Origin of the sequence: Hymenobacter sp. DG25A (assembly GCF_001280305.1) — a bacterium.
Lineage (GTDB): Bacteria > Bacteroidota > Bacteroidia > Cytophagales > Hymenobacteraceae > Hymenobacter.
Genome location: NZ_CP012623.1, coordinates 1 through 15,731, shown reverse-complemented (window position 1 = coordinate 15,731; position 15,731 = coordinate 1). Strand labels below are relative to the sequence as shown.

The 15,731-nt window shown below is 55.3% G+C and carries 18 protein-coding genes; 8 read left to right on the top strand and 10 right to left on the bottom strand.

The annotated features are described in order from the left end of the window. Positions 1 to 4 precede the first annotated feature (4 nt). From AM218_RS16630 to AM218_RS00060, 7 genes are all read right to left on the bottom strand, one after another. Positions 5 to 505 (bottom strand): PIN domain-containing protein, encoded by a 501-nt coding sequence (locus AM218_RS16630; RefSeq protein WP_157547448.1) that lies wholly within the window; start codon positions 503 to 505, stop codon positions 5 to 7. Next, positions 489 to 1,610: an ImmA/IrrE family metallo-endopeptidase gene (locus tag AM218_RS00080; RefSeq protein ID WP_082317974.1), complete on the bottom strand. Its 1,122-nt coding sequence runs from the start codon at positions 1,608 to 1,610 to the stop codon at positions 489 to 491. Before AM218_RS00080 ends, AM218_RS16630 begins: the two co-directional genes overlap by 17 nt. A gap of 2 nt (positions 1,611 to 1,612) precedes the next feature. Next, positions 1,613 to 2,179 (bottom strand): hypothetical protein, encoded by a 567-nt coding sequence (locus AM218_RS16625; RefSeq protein WP_157547447.1) that lies wholly within the window; start codon positions 2,177 to 2,179, stop codon positions 1,613 to 1,615. Between the two features lie 6 nt (positions 2,180 to 2,185). Beyond that, the gene (locus tag AM218_RS00075; protein ID WP_054410738.1) at positions 2,186 to 2,914 is read right to left on the bottom strand and encodes an iron-containing redox enzyme family protein; all 729 of its coding nucleotides are present in this window, start codon (positions 2,912 to 2,914) and stop codon (positions 2,186 to 2,188) included. Positions 2,915 to 3,260: 346 nt separating this feature from the next. Continuing rightward, positions 3,261 to 3,941 carry a GAF domain-containing protein gene (locus AM218_RS00070; RefSeq protein ID WP_054410736.1) on the bottom strand — a complete coding sequence of 227 codons (681 nt, stop codon included), beginning with the start codon at positions 3,939 to 3,941 and terminating at the stop codon, positions 3,261 to 3,263. A gap of 164 nt (positions 3,942 to 4,105) precedes the next feature. Next, positions 4,106 to 4,657, bottom strand: a complete 552-nt coding sequence (locus AM218_RS00065) for an energy transducer TonB (protein WP_054410734.1) — start codon at positions 4,655 to 4,657, stop codon at positions 4,106 to 4,108. Between the two features lie 9 nt (positions 4,658 to 4,666). Beyond that, on the bottom strand, positions 4,667 to 4,861 hold the full coding sequence (locus AM218_RS00060; RefSeq protein ID WP_054410732.1) for a hypothetical protein: 195 nt from the start codon (positions 4,859 to 4,861) through the stop codon (positions 4,667 to 4,669). Between the two features lie 556 nt (positions 4,862 to 5,417). On the opposite strand from AM218_RS00060, the gene AM218_RS00055 reads away from it, so the two are divergent. The 3 genes from AM218_RS00055 to AM218_RS00045 all read left to right on the top strand — a co-directional run bounded on the left by AM218_RS00055 (position 5,418) and on the right by AM218_RS00045 (position 8,411). Continuing rightward, positions 5,418 to 5,906: a GNAT family N-acetyltransferase gene (locus AM218_RS00055; protein WP_054410730.1), complete on the top strand. Its 489-nt coding sequence runs from the start codon at positions 5,418 to 5,420 to the stop codon at positions 5,904 to 5,906. A gap of 123 nt (positions 5,907 to 6,029) precedes the next feature. Next, the gene (locus AM218_RS00050; protein WP_054410728.1) at positions 6,030 to 7,547 is read left to right on the top strand and encodes a M1 family aminopeptidase; all 1,518 of its coding nucleotides are present in this window, start codon (positions 6,030 to 6,032) and stop codon (positions 7,545 to 7,547) included. Positions 7,548 to 7,985: 438 nt separating this feature from the next. Then, positions 7,986 to 8,411: a DUF2147 domain-containing protein gene (locus AM218_RS00045; RefSeq protein ID WP_054410726.1), complete on the top strand. Its 426-nt coding sequence runs from the start codon at positions 7,986 to 7,988 to the stop codon at positions 8,409 to 8,411. 14 nt (positions 8,412 to 8,425) lie between these two features. Here AM218_RS00045 and AM218_RS00040 read toward each other — a convergent pair whose 3' ends face one another. Beyond that, positions 8,426 to 9,439 carry a methyltransferase gene (locus AM218_RS00040; protein WP_054410724.1) on the bottom strand — a complete coding sequence of 338 codons (1,014 nt, stop codon included), beginning with the start codon at positions 9,437 to 9,439 and terminating at the stop codon, positions 8,426 to 8,428. A gap of 173 nt (positions 9,440 to 9,612) precedes the next feature. On the opposite strand from AM218_RS00040, the gene AM218_RS00035 reads away from it, so the two are divergent. The 3 genes from AM218_RS00035 to AM218_RS00025 all read left to right on the top strand — a co-directional run bounded on the left by AM218_RS00035 (position 9,613) and on the right by AM218_RS00025 (position 11,178). Further along, on the top strand, positions 9,613 to 10,008 hold the full coding sequence (locus AM218_RS00035; RefSeq protein WP_054410722.1) for a hypothetical protein: 396 nt from the start codon (positions 9,613 to 9,615) through the stop codon (positions 10,006 to 10,008). 202 nt (positions 10,009 to 10,210) lie between these two features. Next, positions 10,211 to 10,624: a DUF2147 domain-containing protein gene (locus AM218_RS00030; protein ID WP_054410720.1), complete on the top strand. Its 414-nt coding sequence runs from the start codon at positions 10,211 to 10,213 to the stop codon at positions 10,622 to 10,624. Positions 10,625 to 10,737: 113 nt separating this feature from the next. After that, a complete protein-coding gene (locus AM218_RS00025) occupies positions 10,738 to 11,178 on the top strand; it encodes an META domain-containing protein (protein WP_054410719.1) in 441 nt (146 codons plus the stop codon). 311 nt (positions 11,179 to 11,489) lie between these two features. On the opposite strand, the gene AM218_RS00020 is transcribed toward AM218_RS00025, so the two are convergent. Continuing rightward, a complete protein-coding gene (locus AM218_RS00020; protein WP_197273989.1) occupies positions 11,490 to 12,881 on the bottom strand; it encodes an FAD-binding oxidoreductase in 1,392 nt (463 codons plus the stop codon). A 567-nt stretch (positions 12,882 to 13,448) separates the two neighbouring features. On the opposite strand from AM218_RS00020, the gene AM218_RS00015 reads away from it, so the two are divergent. Further along, a complete protein-coding gene (locus AM218_RS00015) occupies positions 13,449 to 14,153 on the top strand; it encodes a DUF1345 domain-containing protein (protein ID WP_054410714.1) in 705 nt (234 codons plus the stop codon). Positions 14,154 to 14,226: 73 nt separating this feature from the next. Here AM218_RS00015 and AM218_RS00010 read toward each other — a convergent pair whose 3' ends face one another. Further along, the gene (locus tag AM218_RS00010) at positions 14,227 to 14,937 is read right to left on the bottom strand and encodes a DsbA family oxidoreductase (RefSeq protein WP_231717515.1); all 711 of its coding nucleotides are present in this window, start codon (positions 14,935 to 14,937) and stop codon (positions 14,227 to 14,229) included. A gap of 138 nt (positions 14,938 to 15,075) precedes the next feature. Here AM218_RS00010 and AM218_RS17110 point away from each other — a divergent pair, with 138 nt between their 5' ends. Beyond that, positions 15,076 to 15,648 (top strand): lipoprotein, encoded by a 573-nt coding sequence (locus tag AM218_RS17110; RefSeq protein ID WP_054410713.1) that lies wholly within the window; start codon positions 15,076 to 15,078, stop codon positions 15,646 to 15,648. Positions 15,649 to 15,731: the final 83 nt, after the last annotated feature.

Genomic DNA, 15,731 nt, shown 5'->3' with positions numbered 1-15,731 from the left:
TGTACTAGAGGCTTTCTTCTTTACACAAATATATTTCAGGCGCGGGCCACCTAGGCAAGAAAGCTCCACACTCCTTCATAACATGGTAAGCAGTTACAGCTTCATTACACTGAATTAGCTCATCATGTGTAAGCTGTTTTATTAAACCCAAAGAACCAGTACAATTAGCTACACCTAATAAAGCATTAGCACATTTACGAGCAGCTGCGTCATCAGAAACCAAAGCAAACCCATTTTCCCTGCAAGCTAAAATAGATTCGCATTCCCCATCATCAATTGAAAATTGATTAGCTAAGTCAATAAAGTCCTCTATACCAGGCTCGAAGTCAAGTAAGTTTAATGCTCCTGCAGCTATCATATTTGCCACCTCTCCTTTACAAGAAGTACATTCTTTATGATACACTAAAGGTGTCACATAAAATTTATGTGGCAGCCTAGTACAGACATCTAACAAACCACCATTAGCAAGATTAACCAATGAACAGTTATCAATAATATAGTTCATCTTGAAATCTGCTATGAATTTCAAACAAATGCTCTAATTTAATACCTAAAACAGCTGCTAGCTTAGAAGATGAAATTTCCCCTTTATCTACAGCTATAAAAGTACTTTTTAAAACATTCACAGAAGCACTATTTGGAAATATTGGAATCTTATTTCTAATTAAATCAACTTCACTACCTCTATTTTCAGGACTTCTAAATTCCTTTAAAAGTTTTTCATAATACGATTTAGCACTTCCAACAGGAAGAAGACGCAGCTGTTCACATCTCATCGCAGCGGCCTCAAAACTAACACCAAATACATGAGAAGCGTTTATTATATCAATATCACCAATATGATCTAACGGAATTTGGTGCTCTTTCTTGAAATCAATAATAGCCCTTGCAAATACTGGCTCGGGCATAAGGAGATTCGTAGAAAAATCATTAGCTAATTTTTCCAAAATATTATGGTGCTTTTTCCTAAAAACATCAACCCCGTTATAATCAATAAAAAGCGAGCTTTGATGATGTTGTAATATTAAATGACCCAACTCATGAGCCAGAGTAAACAACATTCTAGGCGCAAACCTAGGTGAAATTATTATGTAGGCAAAGCCATCTATATATGCTGAAGCTCCATCAACACCTATATCTTTAACAATAATAAATATATTTAATTTCTCAGCAATAAGTAGCGCCAAGTCTAATAATGGACGTCCATGATCATCATCAAGCAAACTATATCGAACTAATCTACTTACAAAAGCAGTATCCTTGGTTAGCTCATTTTCCCAATTTTCCGGAATAAGACTAGGAGACGCATATTTTTTAAGCAAAGAATGTAGACTTGCTACAATATAAGTAACTTTTTGATCCGCAGTAAATTGATTTAAGTTTTCAGCTGTTGATCTAAATCTAAAGTCCAGTTTATCCTCATTACTTGAGACAAACTGGGTTATAGACATTTTATACTTTGAGGCTAATATGCTTATTTCCGAGAATGAAAAACTTCTAATATTGTTTAACACAGACAATACAGCTTCCTCCTCGATTCCCATTTTTTGGGAAAACGCAGGCACTTGCTCCCGATGAGCTTGCAGGAAACTTATTAACTGAGGAAGCATTTTTATGAAGCTTGCTTAATTGACCTAAGCCATTCTAATATACCTTTCACCTGACTTTCATCTAATTTTCTCCATCTTCCTAACACATCAAATACATTATCCCCATCACTTTTAAATGTCCTCTTTAAAAAATCTAAAGTTTCAACTCTAGCCAATTCTATTTGATCTGGTTTATTAATATACAAAGGATTTTTACCAACCACGTAGTTATCCAACCGCTTTTCAAAATTAGTATGATAATCTCCTTGAACTTGACTACCATCTCTGTTAACTATAATATTACCTCTAAAGCTTCCATCTTCTGCTTTTGACAAGGCTTTATCAGGGAAATAATCAAGTGCTGCTAAGGCATTTAATTTATTTTCAACTTCAAAACCTCCTATTATATATTGCTTAACATTGGGAACTCTACCACTTATTGTGAAAATATAGTCACCTTTTGACACCAAACGTCTTATGTTTGGCATACAGGCTCCAAGAGTAGGGATTCCCTCGAATATAGGGTCAGTCATGACAAAGCCCCTTCCTGGATCTGCGCCTCTATATAAAGAGTAGATATAACCTTTCATTTATTTTTATTTTTTACCGTTCCAAAATTCAAAGTTATTGAGAGCAGCTTGAAGCATTCCATCATAATGGAGACTAGTTGCAATAAAAGCATCCCGAACGCTGGCTTTGATTAAATCAATACCATGAATTGCAACACCCTCATCTATTACTTCAAATGCCCTTTCAGCGTGGTCCAAGTCTAGACTAGTATGTATTCTATACGTCTCTGCTTCCACAGGTGAGAATCCGTAATTATTTATATAACTTTCATAGATACGCCCACATAATTGGCTATAGTAGTATTCAACTACACCTGCACCTATGATGTGACAAGCTGGCCCACGGTCTGCTATATCCTTGTACAATGCAATAGCAGCAATGTTACCTGGGGTATTTTCTATGTGATTAAGTTCCTCTCGTTTTCTTCCATCTGCTAAACACAGGTTGATGATTAAATCAAGATGAGTTGGTGTACCATCTTGATCAGTACACTCTTCGATATACGTTGGCTCAATAGCTTCTAATAGCCGTTTATTTGTTCTTCTACACTCAATTACAGCTGCTTTTCTAAGAGCCCTTCCAGATCTTGTCCGTAAAAAGTGTTGCTCTTCGGCGAGAATAACTTGCTCTTTGGATATGGTCCCCCGTATTATAGCTTGCCAGAGCGGGTGATCATGAAAAGGAAATAAGTCATACAACTTGAGTAGTCCCTGTACTTGTTGACTGTATTTGCTGGTATCAATGGCAGCTATCATTTAGTGTTTGTATTAAAAAATAAACTATTTATTGGTTAAATAAGCTTTATACCGCCCCTAAAGTATAGAATTTTGTTACAAAACTTGATTCACTCCCAATTATAATAATTTTTATATGGCTCATCAGGTCCTCATTGTAAGGTGACCCTATGATATATGGTGAGTTTATACCCCATCTGGCGCGAGCTTGTAGTTCGTGCCCAGCCATGAGAATGAGGTTGTACCTCATCTGCCGCAACGCGGCAAACCAGCACAATGCCGACTAACCTTTCAAGGGAGGCGCAGCCTCCCATCAACGAAAGCACGAGCTACAAGCTCGCGCCAGTGAGTAGCAAAAGTCTCCGCCCTATTCCTCCCCTTCCTGCTCCACCGTCAGCACCTCGGCTACTTCTTCCAGGCGCTTGCCAATGAGGTCCAGCAGCTCGGTGGGCACGGGCACCTGGCCGTCGCTGCGGGCTTTGAGGTAGCGCACCACGGCCATTTGGTTGTGCAGCACTTCTTCGGCTTCCTCGCGCAGCCGGTCCCAGCCGTGGGTATTTTGGGTGGTGTGCAGCTGGCGGCGCGCTTCCAGGGCCAGCATCACCAGGTCGGCGAGTTGGGCGAGGAGCTGCTGCTCGGGGCCGGTGAGCTGGCGCGGCTCATACCCGGCCAGGCACACGGTACCAATGGGGATGCCCAGTGCGGTACGCACGGGCACGCCGGCATAAAACCGCACGTTGCGCTCCTGGCTGGTAGCGGTGCCCGGCCCGGGCTCGGTGGCTAAGTCCTCAAACACCAGCACCGGCTCCTCGGCCGCTATGGCTTTGGTGCAGAGGGTTTGCTCAAGGGCCAGAAGCTCCTGCGCGGGCATGCCCACACTGGCTTTGTGCCACACGTTCTTCTCGTGAATGAAGGCAATGCGGGCCACGGGCACGCTAAAAATGTAGGCGGCCAGCTCTACCAGGTCGTCAAACAGCTTTTCCTGGGCAGAATACAGGATATCATATGATTCCAGCACCGCCAGGCGGTTACGTTCTTCGGTGGTCATAAGCGCAGGGCAGTGGGTGATGAGGTAACCTACGCACCTCTGCCCAAACAGGGTGCGGAAGTGGCGGCGGAAAAGGCCGCCACTGGGTGGGGCGGGCCATGGTTTTAGCCAGGGAGGCAGGGCAACTCAACAGAGGCCCCCCGTCGGAAAGTGCCTTTTGGGCGCTATCTGCCCGGTACGCTCAGGAATTCGAAGGGCATCTGCACTTCGGCGGCCACGGGCCGGCCGGCTACCGAAGCGGGCAGCCAACCCGCCGAAACCACCTGCGCTACGCGCATCACCTCTTCATCTATCCCAGAACCCACCGACTGCACTACCCGGTAGTTGCTGGTTTTGCCATCGGCCTCCAGCGTGAAGGCCACTATGGCTGTACCACTCACCCTATTTCGCACCGCCTGCACGGGGTAGCTAATGGTTTGGCTCATGAGCCTAGCCAGAGCAGAGAAGCCCCCGATGTAGACGGGGTTCAGCTCCAGTGCGGCACCACCGGCCAGGGGGCGGAAGGTAATGTTCGTTTTGTCGGGGTCATTCATCACCAGCTGCCGCCGGGTGTAGTCGTACTGCTGCTCCAGCTTGCCATCGTAGGTATAGAACTCCCACACGCCCACCTGCTCGTCGTTGCGGTAGCGGCCTTTGGCCTGCACCTTGATATCCCGCCCGTAATAATACTGGTGCCAGATGCTATCCTTGCGGCCCTGGTTGTAGAAACCCGCCACGCTGGGGTTCTATGCTCTCAGGTGGAACCACTTGTACTCCCCATGCCGGATTGTGCGGTCTTCTTTCAACACGGAGTACTCTTCGCGGTACTGGGGAATTTCGGGAAACTGATGGTATTTCACCACTTTCCTGGTGTCCTGGGCCTGGCTGAGCAGGGGCAGCACGGTAAGGGCCAGCAACCAGGCCCCGGATAGAATGCGCATACTTTGTAATGATGGGATAAGGTGTTCTAAAGCGTATTGATCCGCCAGGCTTCCGGCCGGAATTCGGCCGTCAGGCAGAGCGGTAGCGAAGCATCTAGCGGGCTGATGTTGGAGGGGAAGGCCAGTGATAAAAGGAGCGGGTTATAAAAGAAAGTACAAGTCATGCAGAGGCGTAGCCGAAGCATCTCGCGTGCTGATGTTGTTGGGAAAAAGAACGTCATAAAAAGAACGGGGCATGCTGAGCGCAGTCGAAGCATCTCTACTGCTTCGTTGCCAAGGTATACCACACTACCAAGATGCTTCGACAAGCTCAGCATGACGGTTACTTTGGCAACGACCCCACGCGAGATGCTTCGGCTGCGCCTCGGCATGACGTTCTTTTGGCTCTGTATGGCATATCTATTTGCTGATCTTGTCACACGTTGCCTGGTAAAGAATATCGAAAGGTAATAGCCTATTGGCAATCTGCGGCCGGCACGCGGCAGAAACGGTGGTAAGAAGGAATAGGTGGGCGGCTGGCCCCGTATAAGGAAGCCAACTTACCCTGCTCCTGGCTATGTCTGCTCCTGCTCCCGCTCCTGCCCACATCCGGCCGGCCACGCCCGCCGATGAACCTTTTATCCGGGAAGTGCTGCCCCGCCTGCTGGCGTTTGGCCCGCCGGCCTGGCGCGACGAGGCTCAGCTGAAGGCGCGGGATATAGCCGTGCTGCTGGAAACCCTGCACCACCCCGCCCCGCACAGCGGCGTGTTCCTGGCCGAGCAGCAGGGCCAGCCCGTGGGCGTGCTGCACCTCACCACCTCCACCGATTTCTACCAGCAAACCCAGGCCCACATCACCGACCTGGCCGTGACTACCGCCGCCGAAGGCCAGGGCGTGGGCCGCGCCCTGCTGGCGTTTGCCGAAACCTGGGCGCTGGAGCGCGGCTACCACTGGCTTACCCTCAGCGTATTTGCCCAGAACAGCCGAGCCCGCGCCGTGTATGAGCGCGCCGGTTTCGGGCCGGATATGATGAGCTACGTGAAGGTGCTGCTGCCGCCCGCTTAGGCGGCCCCGTCATTCTTTGGCAAGATGATGGCGAAGGCCCCCATTTCACTCACATCATTATGTGAAACACCCTGAATAACAGCACGCTTATATTTGCCAACACGCTTACCTGCCCTGTTGCCGATGAGAGTTCTGCTGTTTTTCTGCTGCCTGCTGCCCCTGCTGGCCGGGGCCCAACACCGCGTAGCGTATCAGGTGCACTACGCCCCGCATATGAGCACGGAGGGCCTGCGGGTGCAGGTGAGTGTGCGCACGCCTAAGGCCACCGATTCCACCTACTTCCACTTCGCCAATGAGGTGTGGGGTGAAAAGGATTTGCTGCGCTGCCTGAGCGGCTTTGCGGGCGAAGGCGCCGACTACCGCTTCCGGATAGTGCCCGACAGCAACCGCATAGTAGTGTACCACCCCCGCACCCGCGACGTGCGCTTTTCCTACCGCGTGAAGCAGGACGCGCAGGAGTATACCCGCGACCAGGTAAACCGCCCCCGCGTAACGGATACCTACTTCCATGTGCTGGGCGAAAGTCTGTTTACGGTGCCCGATGCCCTGGCCGCCTCCCCCACCCCGCCCAACATCACGGCTACCATCCGGTGGGTGGGCTTCCCCCAGGGCTACGTGCTGCACAACACCTTTGCCTCGGGCGCCACCGTGCGAACCTTCCGGGGCAAGCTCTGGACGGAGTTCTACCGCTCACTCTATGTGGGCGGCGACTACCGCCTACACCAGCTCAGCTACCAGAACCGCCCCGTGTACGTGGCCATGCGCGGGCAGTGGCAAAACTACGAGGAGGCCCGCGTGCTCAGCACCATTCAGCAGGCCCTCACCGCCCAGCGCGACTTCTGGCATGATGCCGGCCCCACCCGCTACACCGTGTTCATGAGCCCCACCGTAACGGCCACCGACAGCACCTGGCGGGGGCAGAGCATTCGGGGCGAGGGCCTGTACCAGGGCTTCAAACTGCAGTCTACCAACAACCCCTTCAATAACTGGGACCTGCTGCGCTACATGTTCCACCATGAGATGCTGCACGACTGGATTGGCGGCCAGATAACCGCCGCCCATCAGGAACTGAACGCCTGGTTTACGGAAGGCTTCACCGACTATTACGCCTACAAAAACCGCCTCCGCTCCGGCGAGCTGACCATGGAGCAGTGGGTGCAGACCTTCAACGCCGACGTGATTCAGCGGCTCTACAAAAACCCGGAGCGCAACCAGCCTAACTACCTCATCAAAGACAACTACTGGAAGAACCCCAGCTTCGGGAAGCTCCCTTACCGCCGCGGCGCCCTCTTTGCCTTCTGGCTCGATAACCTGATTCTGAAACGCTCCGGCTACACCCGCTCCCTCGATGATTTGATGCGCGAGCTGCGCCAGGCCTGTCTTCCACCCGACCAGAAATTCACCGACGAGCGTTTCCTGGCCCTGGCCCAAACCTACCTGCAGGAAGACATCAGCTACGAGTTCCAGAAGTACATCCTAACCGGCGCCGACCTGCCCCTCACGAAGCAGGATTTAATCGAAGGCTTCGACGTGGACACCTCCCAGCCAGTGCCCGTGCTGAAAGCTACCGGAGACGGCGCGGCTTTGCGGGAGCGGTATCTGAACCCGAAGCCGGTGGGGAAGGCGGTAGCGCGGGAGTAACCGAGTTGTGGTGGTTGCTCACTTGGGCATTATTGGTCATGCAGAGCGACAGCGAAGTATCTCGCGTGGGGTTGTTGCCAAAGTAACCGTCATGCTGAGCTTGTCGAAGCATCTCGCGTGCTGACGCTGTTGGAAATAAGAACGTCATGTCGAGTGAAGTCGAGACATCTCGCGTGCTGATGTTGCCAAGGTATACCACACTAGCGAGATGCTTCGACAAGCTCAGCATGACAGTTACTTTGGCAACAACCCCACATGAGAGGCTTCGCTGTCGCTCTGCCTGACGGACATAGTTGTGCGGGCCGTGACGGGGTTTTATGGGGGCGGGCTTTCTGGGATTTTCCTGTCACTTCTTCCCCTGCTTCCACGTTTTATCAGGCAGGCTAGGCCAGCTACCCGTTATGGTCCCACCGGTTGAGCGCCTCATTTTACTGCATCATGAAGCTATTCCTTCTCCTGTTGCTGGTAGTGCTGGCCGGGGCTATGCCGGAGCCAGCGGGCAAAGTGAGTCCTACGGCCATTGTGGGCTTCTGGCAGCCCGCTAATAAGCTGGGCGTGCTGCGGATTTATGAGGAGAACGGTCTGTTTTATGGGGTAGTGGTGGGGCCCATCTCGCCTCAGTACCTCGACGCGCAAAACCCGGACGCCACCCTACGCACCCGAGACCTGCTGGGCACCATTATTCTAAAAAGCTTCCGCTTCGATGGCAAAAACGCCTGGCGCGGCGGCACCGTCTACGACCCCGAAAACGGCAAAACCTACAAGTGCATTCTGCGGCTGCGCAATGCCAACACGCTGGTGGTGCGCGGCTACATTGGTATTTCCCTAGTGGGCCGCACCGTTATCTGGACGCGCTTACCCTGAGCCGGCGCGCCCGGCTACTTCGCCACGCCTTCCAGAATACTGAACGGCGACCTGGTGGGAATAATCCGCGTCAGGTCCAGGCCCGCCTGATCAAACAGCCGGCGGTATTCCGGCTCGGTCCGCTCGCAGCCGGGCAAGTACAGGAGCATCTGCAAATCCAGGAACTTGCCCACGGAGGGCGCATTGCCTTCGGGCACCACAATTTCCACTACCAGCACTTTGCCGTTGGCGGGCATGGCCTGGCGGCAGTTCTGCAGAATGGCCACGCATTGCGCATCGTTCCAGTCATGAATGATATGCTTCATGATGTAGGCGTCGCCGCCGGAGGGCACGCTCTGGAAAAAGTCGCCGCTCTGTCGCTCGCAGCGGTCGGCTACGCCGTGGGCTTCCAGCAGGGTTTGGGCGGCTTCTGCCACGGCGGGCACATCGTAGAGCACGCCGCGCAGCTGGGGGTATTTCTTGAGGATAGAAGCCAGCAGAATGCCGTGGCCGCCACCCACATCTACCAGCCGCGCGAAGGGAGAAAAGTCGTAGGCCTCTACCACGGCGGCGCTGGCGTGGGCGCTGTTGCTGGTCATGGCATCATTAAACACCTTCCCGGCCTGGTCATTGGACCAGAAGTAATCGAAGGAAGTCATGCCGTGTACTTCATCGAAGGCTGGTTTGCCGGTCCGGACGCTGTAGGGCAGTTGGGCCCAGGTTTGAAACTGCCAGTCGGTGGTTATCATGGTGGCAAAGGCCCGCAGGCTGCCGGGGTCGTTGGTCAGCAGCGGCTGCGCCAGGGGCGTGAGGGCAAAGCGCTGGTTTTCGTCTTCGGAGAACACGCCCACGCTGGCGCAGGCCCGTAGCACGCGGTACAGGGAGCGGGCGTGGGAGTTGGTTTGCCGGGCCAGTTCTTCCGCGCTTTGGGCACCATCCTGCAGTAAATCGGCAATGCCCAGCTCGGCGGCCACGCCAATGGCCCGGGAGGCGGCAAAGCCAAACAGCATTTGCATGAGTTGGGCGGGTGGCGGTAGCTGCTGTTCCATAAGGGCCGGTGATTTTAGAATTGAGAGGCTACAAATTATCAATATTTTACCAATAAATATATTTATTTCAATTTACAATGGCATTTCTTCCGGGTGCAACTTATGGCTGGCAGGATAGTACTATAGCAGAATAAAAAGGGCCTTTTTATATTTGCGGCCATTTTTTGCTTTTTATGCGCCACCGAGTACTTCATCACTTTGAGTTCCTGACCCTGGAATATGACGCTCTGGAGGAGTATATCCATGCGGTGTGGCAGGGGGAGCAAACGGATGAGAGCATTCGGCGGGGCTACGAACAAATTCTGTACTTCCTGAACCAGGAGCGCTGCTCCCGCCTGCTCGATAACCACGAGGCTATTCAGGGCATTTGGGTGAGCCAGGCCAGCTGGTTTGCCAACGAGTGGTACCCCACGGCAGTGGCGGCCGGCATGCAGCGGTTTGTGGTGGTGTACGCCCGGGACTACTTCAGCCGGCGCTCCACGCAGGAAGCCCTGATCCAGATTCCCGGTGGCCTGGCCGTGGGCTATAGTGATGTAGAGGCCGCCCGGCACGCTCTGCTAGCCGTGTAGTGCTGCTGGCTCACCCTCAGCGTGTTTACCCAGAACAGCCGCATCCGTGCCGTGTACGAACGGGCTGGTTCCGGGCCGGATATGATGAGCTACGTGAAGTTGCTGCCGTTAACCTGGTGCTACTTGCACCGGCCGGCCATGCGCTGCGTAGAAGGACTGGCAGCAGCATACCGCCAGCTGCTTTATCCGGATTTCCTTTCGCATGCACCTGTTTCTTCTTTTGTGGTTCCTGGCATTTGGCGGAGCCGAAAGCACACCGACTGCCAAGGCCATTGTGGGCCGCTGGCAGCCGGCCGATAAGCGCGGCACACTGGAAATTTACGAGCACCAGGGGCGCTTCTACGGCAAAGTAGCAGGCCCCACCAAACCCCGCCGCCTCGATACCCACAACCCCGACCCCAAGCTGCGCACCCGCCCAATACTGGGCGTAGTCATCCTGCAAAACTTCCGCTACGATGGCCAGGGCAGCTGGAAAGACGGCACCATCTACGACCCCAATAGCGGCAACACCTACTCCTGCATTCTGAAGCTGCGCAATGCCAACACGCTGGTGGTGCGCGGCTACCTCGGCATTTCCCTGCTGGGCCGCACCGTGGTCTGGACGCGGGCGCACTGAGCCGGGAAGCTGTCGGGGTGCGCTTGTCCGCCTCAAGAGTTTTTTGCTGACAGATGACAACCTTTTCGGGGGTAGTGGGACTCTTCTGCCTGTACATCAGACACTCTTACTCTATGCGCTTCGCTCTTTCTGTATTTTGCCTGCTGAGTTTGCTGGCCTCCTGCCAGCGGTTAGAAAAGAATGCCGAGCCGGCTCCCCGCCTGGAGAACAACCGCTGGATGCTGGTGCAGGTAGAGGAAACGCCAGTGCCTACACCAAGCTATTCATTGTCGGCCCGCTCCTACTTGGAGTTTGCCTCTGCTGATCATAAAACCAGTGGCCTGGCCCCATGCAATACTTATGGGGGCACCTATACGCTGGGCAGCACGCAGGGCACCCTAACCATCAGCGGGCAGATGTCGACGAGAGGCACCTGCCCGGCCCAGGCGCTGGAGTATCGCTACCTGAGTGGCCTGACCCAAACCGTGCGCTATGAAATAACCGGCGACGAGTTGCGCCTGTACGGGCCTGATAACTCGCTGCAGCCCAAGCTGACTTTTAATCTGGCGCGCTAAGGCGCAAAGATCTGGGCGCCATTATTACCGCTTTCCCTTGTATGTTCCGAGCTATACACCTTGGCCTGCTAAGCCTGCTGGCCACCGGCTGCTTCGCCCAAACCACCATCAACCAGGGCCTGAAAAGGGGCTAAATACCATAGAGGCGGAAGGCCAGAACCGATGACCCTGGCCGAAGCGCAGGCCATTGAGAAGGCCATTGAGAAGGCTGCCCAGGCTCATCCGTAAGAAGTTACTCTTATTAGAGCAGCGTAATAGAAAAGCCCCGGCGCATGCCGGGGCTTTTCTATTGCTTTTCACCCAAAAAAACCTCAGGTGAAAATATGCTCCCGCTCGGCGGGCTTAATATTCTGGTTTACCCGGAACAGATTCTGCGGGTCGTACTGAGCCTTGACTTTGGCCAGCCGGGGGTAGTTGGCGCCGTACGTGTCCCGGATTCGCTCATCCCCTTCTTCCATCATAAAATTAACGTAGGCGCCGCCCGCCGCGTAGGGGTGCAGGGCATCCCAGTAGGCCCGGGCCCAGGCCATAATCTTTTCATCGTTGCGCGGGTCGGGGTCTACGCCCACAATCACCATAGACCAGGTAGTATCCCGGAAGTTCCAGGCCGTATCGTGGCGGCCTACGCGGGCGGCCGCGCCATTGATGGGGTACAGGTGCATGCTGGAGTGCATGGTAGGCAGCAGGTTGCCAAAGCGCACGTGCTCGGCAATGGCCTCCTCCGGCAGCTCGTCCACGAAATCGGCCTTCCAGTACCAGCGCAGGCCGGGCGGGTAAAGGCCATCGAACATACTTTGCAGCGCCGGCATGGGCAGCGTGCCCACCATATCCAGGGCCGGAGTTTTGAATTTACGGGCCGGTTGCAGGGCCGCCTCCGCCCCAGAGGGCGGGCCGGTGTAGCACCACACAATGCCGCACATCTTCTTCAGGTGCAGGTGCTCGGGGAAGGGCGCGGCGGGCGGCACCGTGAGGAAGGCAAAAAAACCGTTGATGGTTTCCGGGGCCGTTTTAATGAACTGGCCGTACCAGCGCAGTACCTCGGGGGCATCTTCCATAGGCCAGAGCATGGGCCCGGCCACCACGTTATCCGCGGGGTGCACTCGGAACAGGAAGGATGTTACTACCCCAAAATTGCCACCGCCGCCGCGCAGGGCCCAGAATAAATCGGGGTTGTGCTCCGCGGAGGCCTTCACCAGGTGGCCATTGGCCAGCACCACATCGGCTTCCAGCAGGCTGTCGATGGTGAGGCCGTACTGGCGGGTGAGGTAGCCCAGCCCGCCGCCCAGCGTGAGGCCGGCCACCCCGGTAGTGGAAATTATGCCCCCGGGCAGGGCCAGCCCAAAAGCGTGCGTGGCGTGGTCTACGTCGCCGAGGGTGCAGCCGCCCTCTACCAGCACGGTGCGCGCTTCGGGGTCTACATGAATGCCGCGCATCAGGCTCAGGTCGATGACCATCCCATCATTGCACATACCCAGACCCGCCCCGCTGTGTCCGCCGCCCCGGATGGCCAGCAGCATGCCTTCTTCGCGGGCATAGTTCACGGCCGAAATAACGTCGGCTACATCGGCGCAGCGTACCAGCATGGCCGGGTGCTTGTCAATCATGCCGTTGTAGATGTGGCAGGCCGCGGCGTAGCCCGCATCCTGGGGCTGCAGAATCTCTCCTCGCATGCTGATAGGGGGCAGCACGCGGTTTTTTTCCATTAACATATACCAGAGCAATAACCAGAGTAAACAGGCCGGAGCGGCCAGCATAACAGGACTGCCAGACGGCAGGCGGCAGGGAGCACCGGCAGAAATAAATACCGGACCAATGTTTATATATCAATTTACTAATAAATATTATAATAAACACAAGCCAACACTTACTGCAGCTTAGGGCGTGATGGCCGGATAATGGAGCAGGGGGCTTGAATAATTTCCGGAATATTAGTTGATTCCGGGAGCGTTAAAAAGCATATTCTCTCCGGCTTTGCTGCGTATGCGCATTCCACAGACAGCGGGCCCACTGGCCCGGGGCTGGTACTACTGCCGCAAGTAAATTACCGCCCTTCTGCGCCTTACCTAAACGCCCTGCTTGCGCGGGGGTGGGGCGGCTTTCACTCTCCGGTTCGGGTGTTTTCCGGGTTGCCGGATAGCCTGCTGCCTTAGGGCGAGAGACCTTTGAAAGCCGCCCTCTGGCCTTACTCGGGAGGTAAAAAAACAGCATTTGAGCTTCAGGTTGCCCCAATCTTTGGGTATCTTCCGTAGCACTCCAGCGGCATTGCGGTTATGGATGTTACTACCTCCCCTGCGCCTGTTGATACCGTGCGCCCTCTCATCAGCTGGCGGGCGCGCATCATCCGGCTGGTACTAGCCCTGGGCGGCGGGGCCTCGGCCTTCTGGTGGGCCCCACCCGATTTTCCCCTCAATACCCAGCTGATGCTGGCCTGGGACGGATTTATTGTGAGCATTCTGCTGCTGACCTGGTACACCATGGCTCAGGCCAATACTGCCTACATCCGGCAGGCCGCCTCGCTGATACACCCTGACCGCACCCGCTTTGTGATGCTGTTTATTACGCTGTTGGGCTCCACGGCCAGCCTGGCGGCTGTACTGCTGCTGCTGCGCGGGCTGGAGGCTATGGACTATGAGGAACGGGTGGAGCATATTCTGGTTTCAGTGGTGGCCGTGCTTACTTCCTGGCTGCTGCTGCACACGCTTTTTACCCTGCGCTACGCCCATATCTATTTCAGCAAAAGCCTGTGGCCGCCCCATGTGCAGATGGGTGGGCTGGAGTTCTCCGGCGAGCCCCCCACTACCTACTGGGACTTTGCCTATTTCGCCTTCGTTATCGGCATGACGGCCCAAACCTCGGATACGGGCGTGAGCACGCTGCGCATGCGCCAGCTGGTGCTCTATCATAGCCTGCTTTCCTTTGGCTTCAACACGGCCGTGCTGGCCCTGAGCATCAATATTCTCTCCGGGTTGCTGTAGGCGGAAAAGGCCGCATAAAAAAGGCCGCCTCCTTACGGGGCGGCCTTTTTTATGCGGCAGGAGCGCGACGGATTTAGCAGGTGCCGCTTTCCAGGTCGCAAGCCGCGCCTTCGGCACCGGCCAGCTGCACGGGCTGCGGGCGGGCTTCTTCCCACACTTTCTGCAGCACTTCCTCAAACAGCTCGGCGGGTTGCGCGCCAGATACTGCATACTTGTCGTCGAAGACGAAGTAGGGCACACCGCGCACCCCCAGCTGGCGGGCCTGGTACTCATCGTGGCGCACTTCCTCAGTGAAGTTATCGGACTGCAGCAGTTGCTCTACCTCGGCAGCGGGCAGCTGCAGCTCGGCTGCCAGGCGCGTGAGCGTGGCGGTGTCATTGATATCGAGACCCTCTTCCAAATAGGCTTTAAACAGGCGCTCTTCGGCGGCATCCTGCTTACCGTGCTGGCTGGCCAGGTGAATCAGGCGGTGGGCCCGCAGGGAGTTAGTGGGCACCAACCGGTCGAAGTCGAAAGCCAGCCCTTCGGCGGCGGCCATCTGCGTCATGTTGGCGCTCATTTCCCGGGCCCAGCTTTCGCTCTTGCCGTACTTGGCGGCCAGCAGCGTGTACTGGTTTACGCCGGGCGTGGGGTTAGCTGCAGGGTCCAGCTCAAAGCTGCGCCATTTCACTTCTATCAGGTCGCGCTGTGGGAAGCGGGCCATGGCTGTTTCCAGGCGCCGCTTGCCAATGTAGCAGAACGGGCAGAGGATATCAGACCAGATTTCAACGGTTATCTTTTTCATCAGGTAGAGTCGGATTAGGATGCTGTATAAGCCGGATACGGTCTAAAAGGTTTCCTAGGGCGGCAGAGGTACTAACGGGCCAAAATTATGCGTATTCTTACGCTGTAACCCAACCCCTGCCTTTTCTCCTGTTTGCTGATGAAACGCTTTCTTTTGCCGCTGCTGAGCGTGGCGCTGCTCTCTGCCTGCAACCAAACCACCCAGCCCGCCGAGCAACCCACCACCGCGACTCCGGCCCAAACCACCAACGCCGACACCACCGCAGCCGATGCCACGGCCACCGCTCCCGCTGGACAAGCCCCGGCCGCGCCGGCTGCTACCCCGGCAGCGCCCGCCGTAGAAGACGTACGCCTGTCTCTGCGCTTTAAGCCCGTAGCGGGTGCGCAGCCGGCTCGCACCCAAGCCTTCCTCAAGCTGCAGGGCAAGGAAACCAAGGAAGTAGACCTGGGCTCGTTTCCCGGCAAGCCCGATGTGATAGACGCGGCCAAAGCCAAGCGCGCCGGCTACCCGGCCGGCTGGATAACCGGTTTCCGCAGCTATGATGGCGCTTCCGGTACTGGCGCCGATGTGGCCATTCTGCCCGGCACCGACGCCACCCACCTGCGCATTATGCAGCGCCGCATAGACGAAGCCGCCACGGAGACTTTCACCTTTCAGGTGGCCCGTGAGCTGAGCCTGGCCGGCCCCAGCAACCTGAGCGCCGCTAAGTAGCCACCCCATGCCCGGCTTTGCCTGCTCGTTTACGGCCCTGCTGGAGCCCGGCGGCCCCAGCTTTATGCCTACCCAGATTGTGG

Coding starts and splice junctions, on each gene's coding strand:
- AM218_RS16630 (WP_157547448.1), bottom strand. CDS start 505: ATGAACTATATTATTGATAACTGTTCATTGGTTAATCTTGCTAATGGT.
- AM218_RS00080 (WP_082317974.1), bottom strand. CDS start 1,610: ATGCTTCCTCAGTTAATAAGTTTCCTGCAAGCTCATCGGGAGCAAGTG.
- AM218_RS16625 (WP_157547447.1), bottom strand. CDS start 2,179: ATGAAAGGTTATATCTACTCTTTATATAGAGGCGCAGATCCAGGAAGG.
- AM218_RS00075 (WP_054410738.1), bottom strand. CDS start 2,914: ATGATAGCTGCCATTGATACCAGCAAATACAGTCAACAAGTACAGGGA.
- AM218_RS00070 (WP_054410736.1), bottom strand. CDS start 3,941: ATGACCACCGAAGAACGTAACCGCCTGGCGGTGCTGGAATCATATGAT.
- AM218_RS00060 (WP_054410732.1), bottom strand. CDS start 4,861: ATGCGCATTCTATCCGGGGCCTGGTTGCTGGCCCTTACCGTGCTGCCC.
- AM218_RS00055 (WP_054410730.1), top strand. CDS start 5,418: ATGTCTGCTCCTGCTCCCGCTCCTGCCCACATCCGGCCGGCCACGCCC.
- AM218_RS00050 (WP_054410728.1), top strand. CDS start 6,030: ATGAGAGTTCTGCTGTTTTTCTGCTGCCTGCTGCCCCTGCTGGCCGGG.
- AM218_RS00045 (WP_054410726.1), top strand. CDS start 7,986: ATGAAGCTATTCCTTCTCCTGTTGCTGGTAGTGCTGGCCGGGGCTATG.
- AM218_RS00040 (WP_054410724.1), bottom strand. CDS start 9,439: ATGGAACAGCAGCTACCGCCACCCGCCCAACTCATGCAAATGCTGTTT.
- AM218_RS00035 (WP_054410722.1), top strand. CDS start 9,613: ATGCGCCACCGAGTACTTCATCACTTTGAGTTCCTGACCCTGGAATAT.
- AM218_RS00030 (WP_054410720.1), top strand. CDS start 10,211: ATGCACCTGTTTCTTCTTTTGTGGTTCCTGGCATTTGGCGGAGCCGAA.
- AM218_RS00025 (WP_054410719.1), top strand. CDS start 10,738: ATGCGCTTCGCTCTTTCTGTATTTTGCCTGCTGAGTTTGCTGGCCTCC.
- AM218_RS00020 (WP_197273989.1), bottom strand. CDS start 12,881: ATGGAAAAAAACCGCGTGCTGCCCCCTATCAGCATGCGAGGAGAGATT.
- AM218_RS00015 (WP_054410714.1), top strand. CDS start 13,449: ATGGATGTTACTACCTCCCCTGCGCCTGTTGATACCGTGCGCCCTCTC.
- AM218_RS00010 (WP_231717515.1), bottom strand. CDS start 14,937: ATGAAAAAGATAACCGTTGAAATCTGGTCTGATATCCTCTGCCCGTTC.
- AM218_RS17110 (WP_054410713.1), top strand. CDS start 15,076: ATGAAACGCTTTCTTTTGCCGCTGCTGAGCGTGGCGCTGCTCTCTGCC.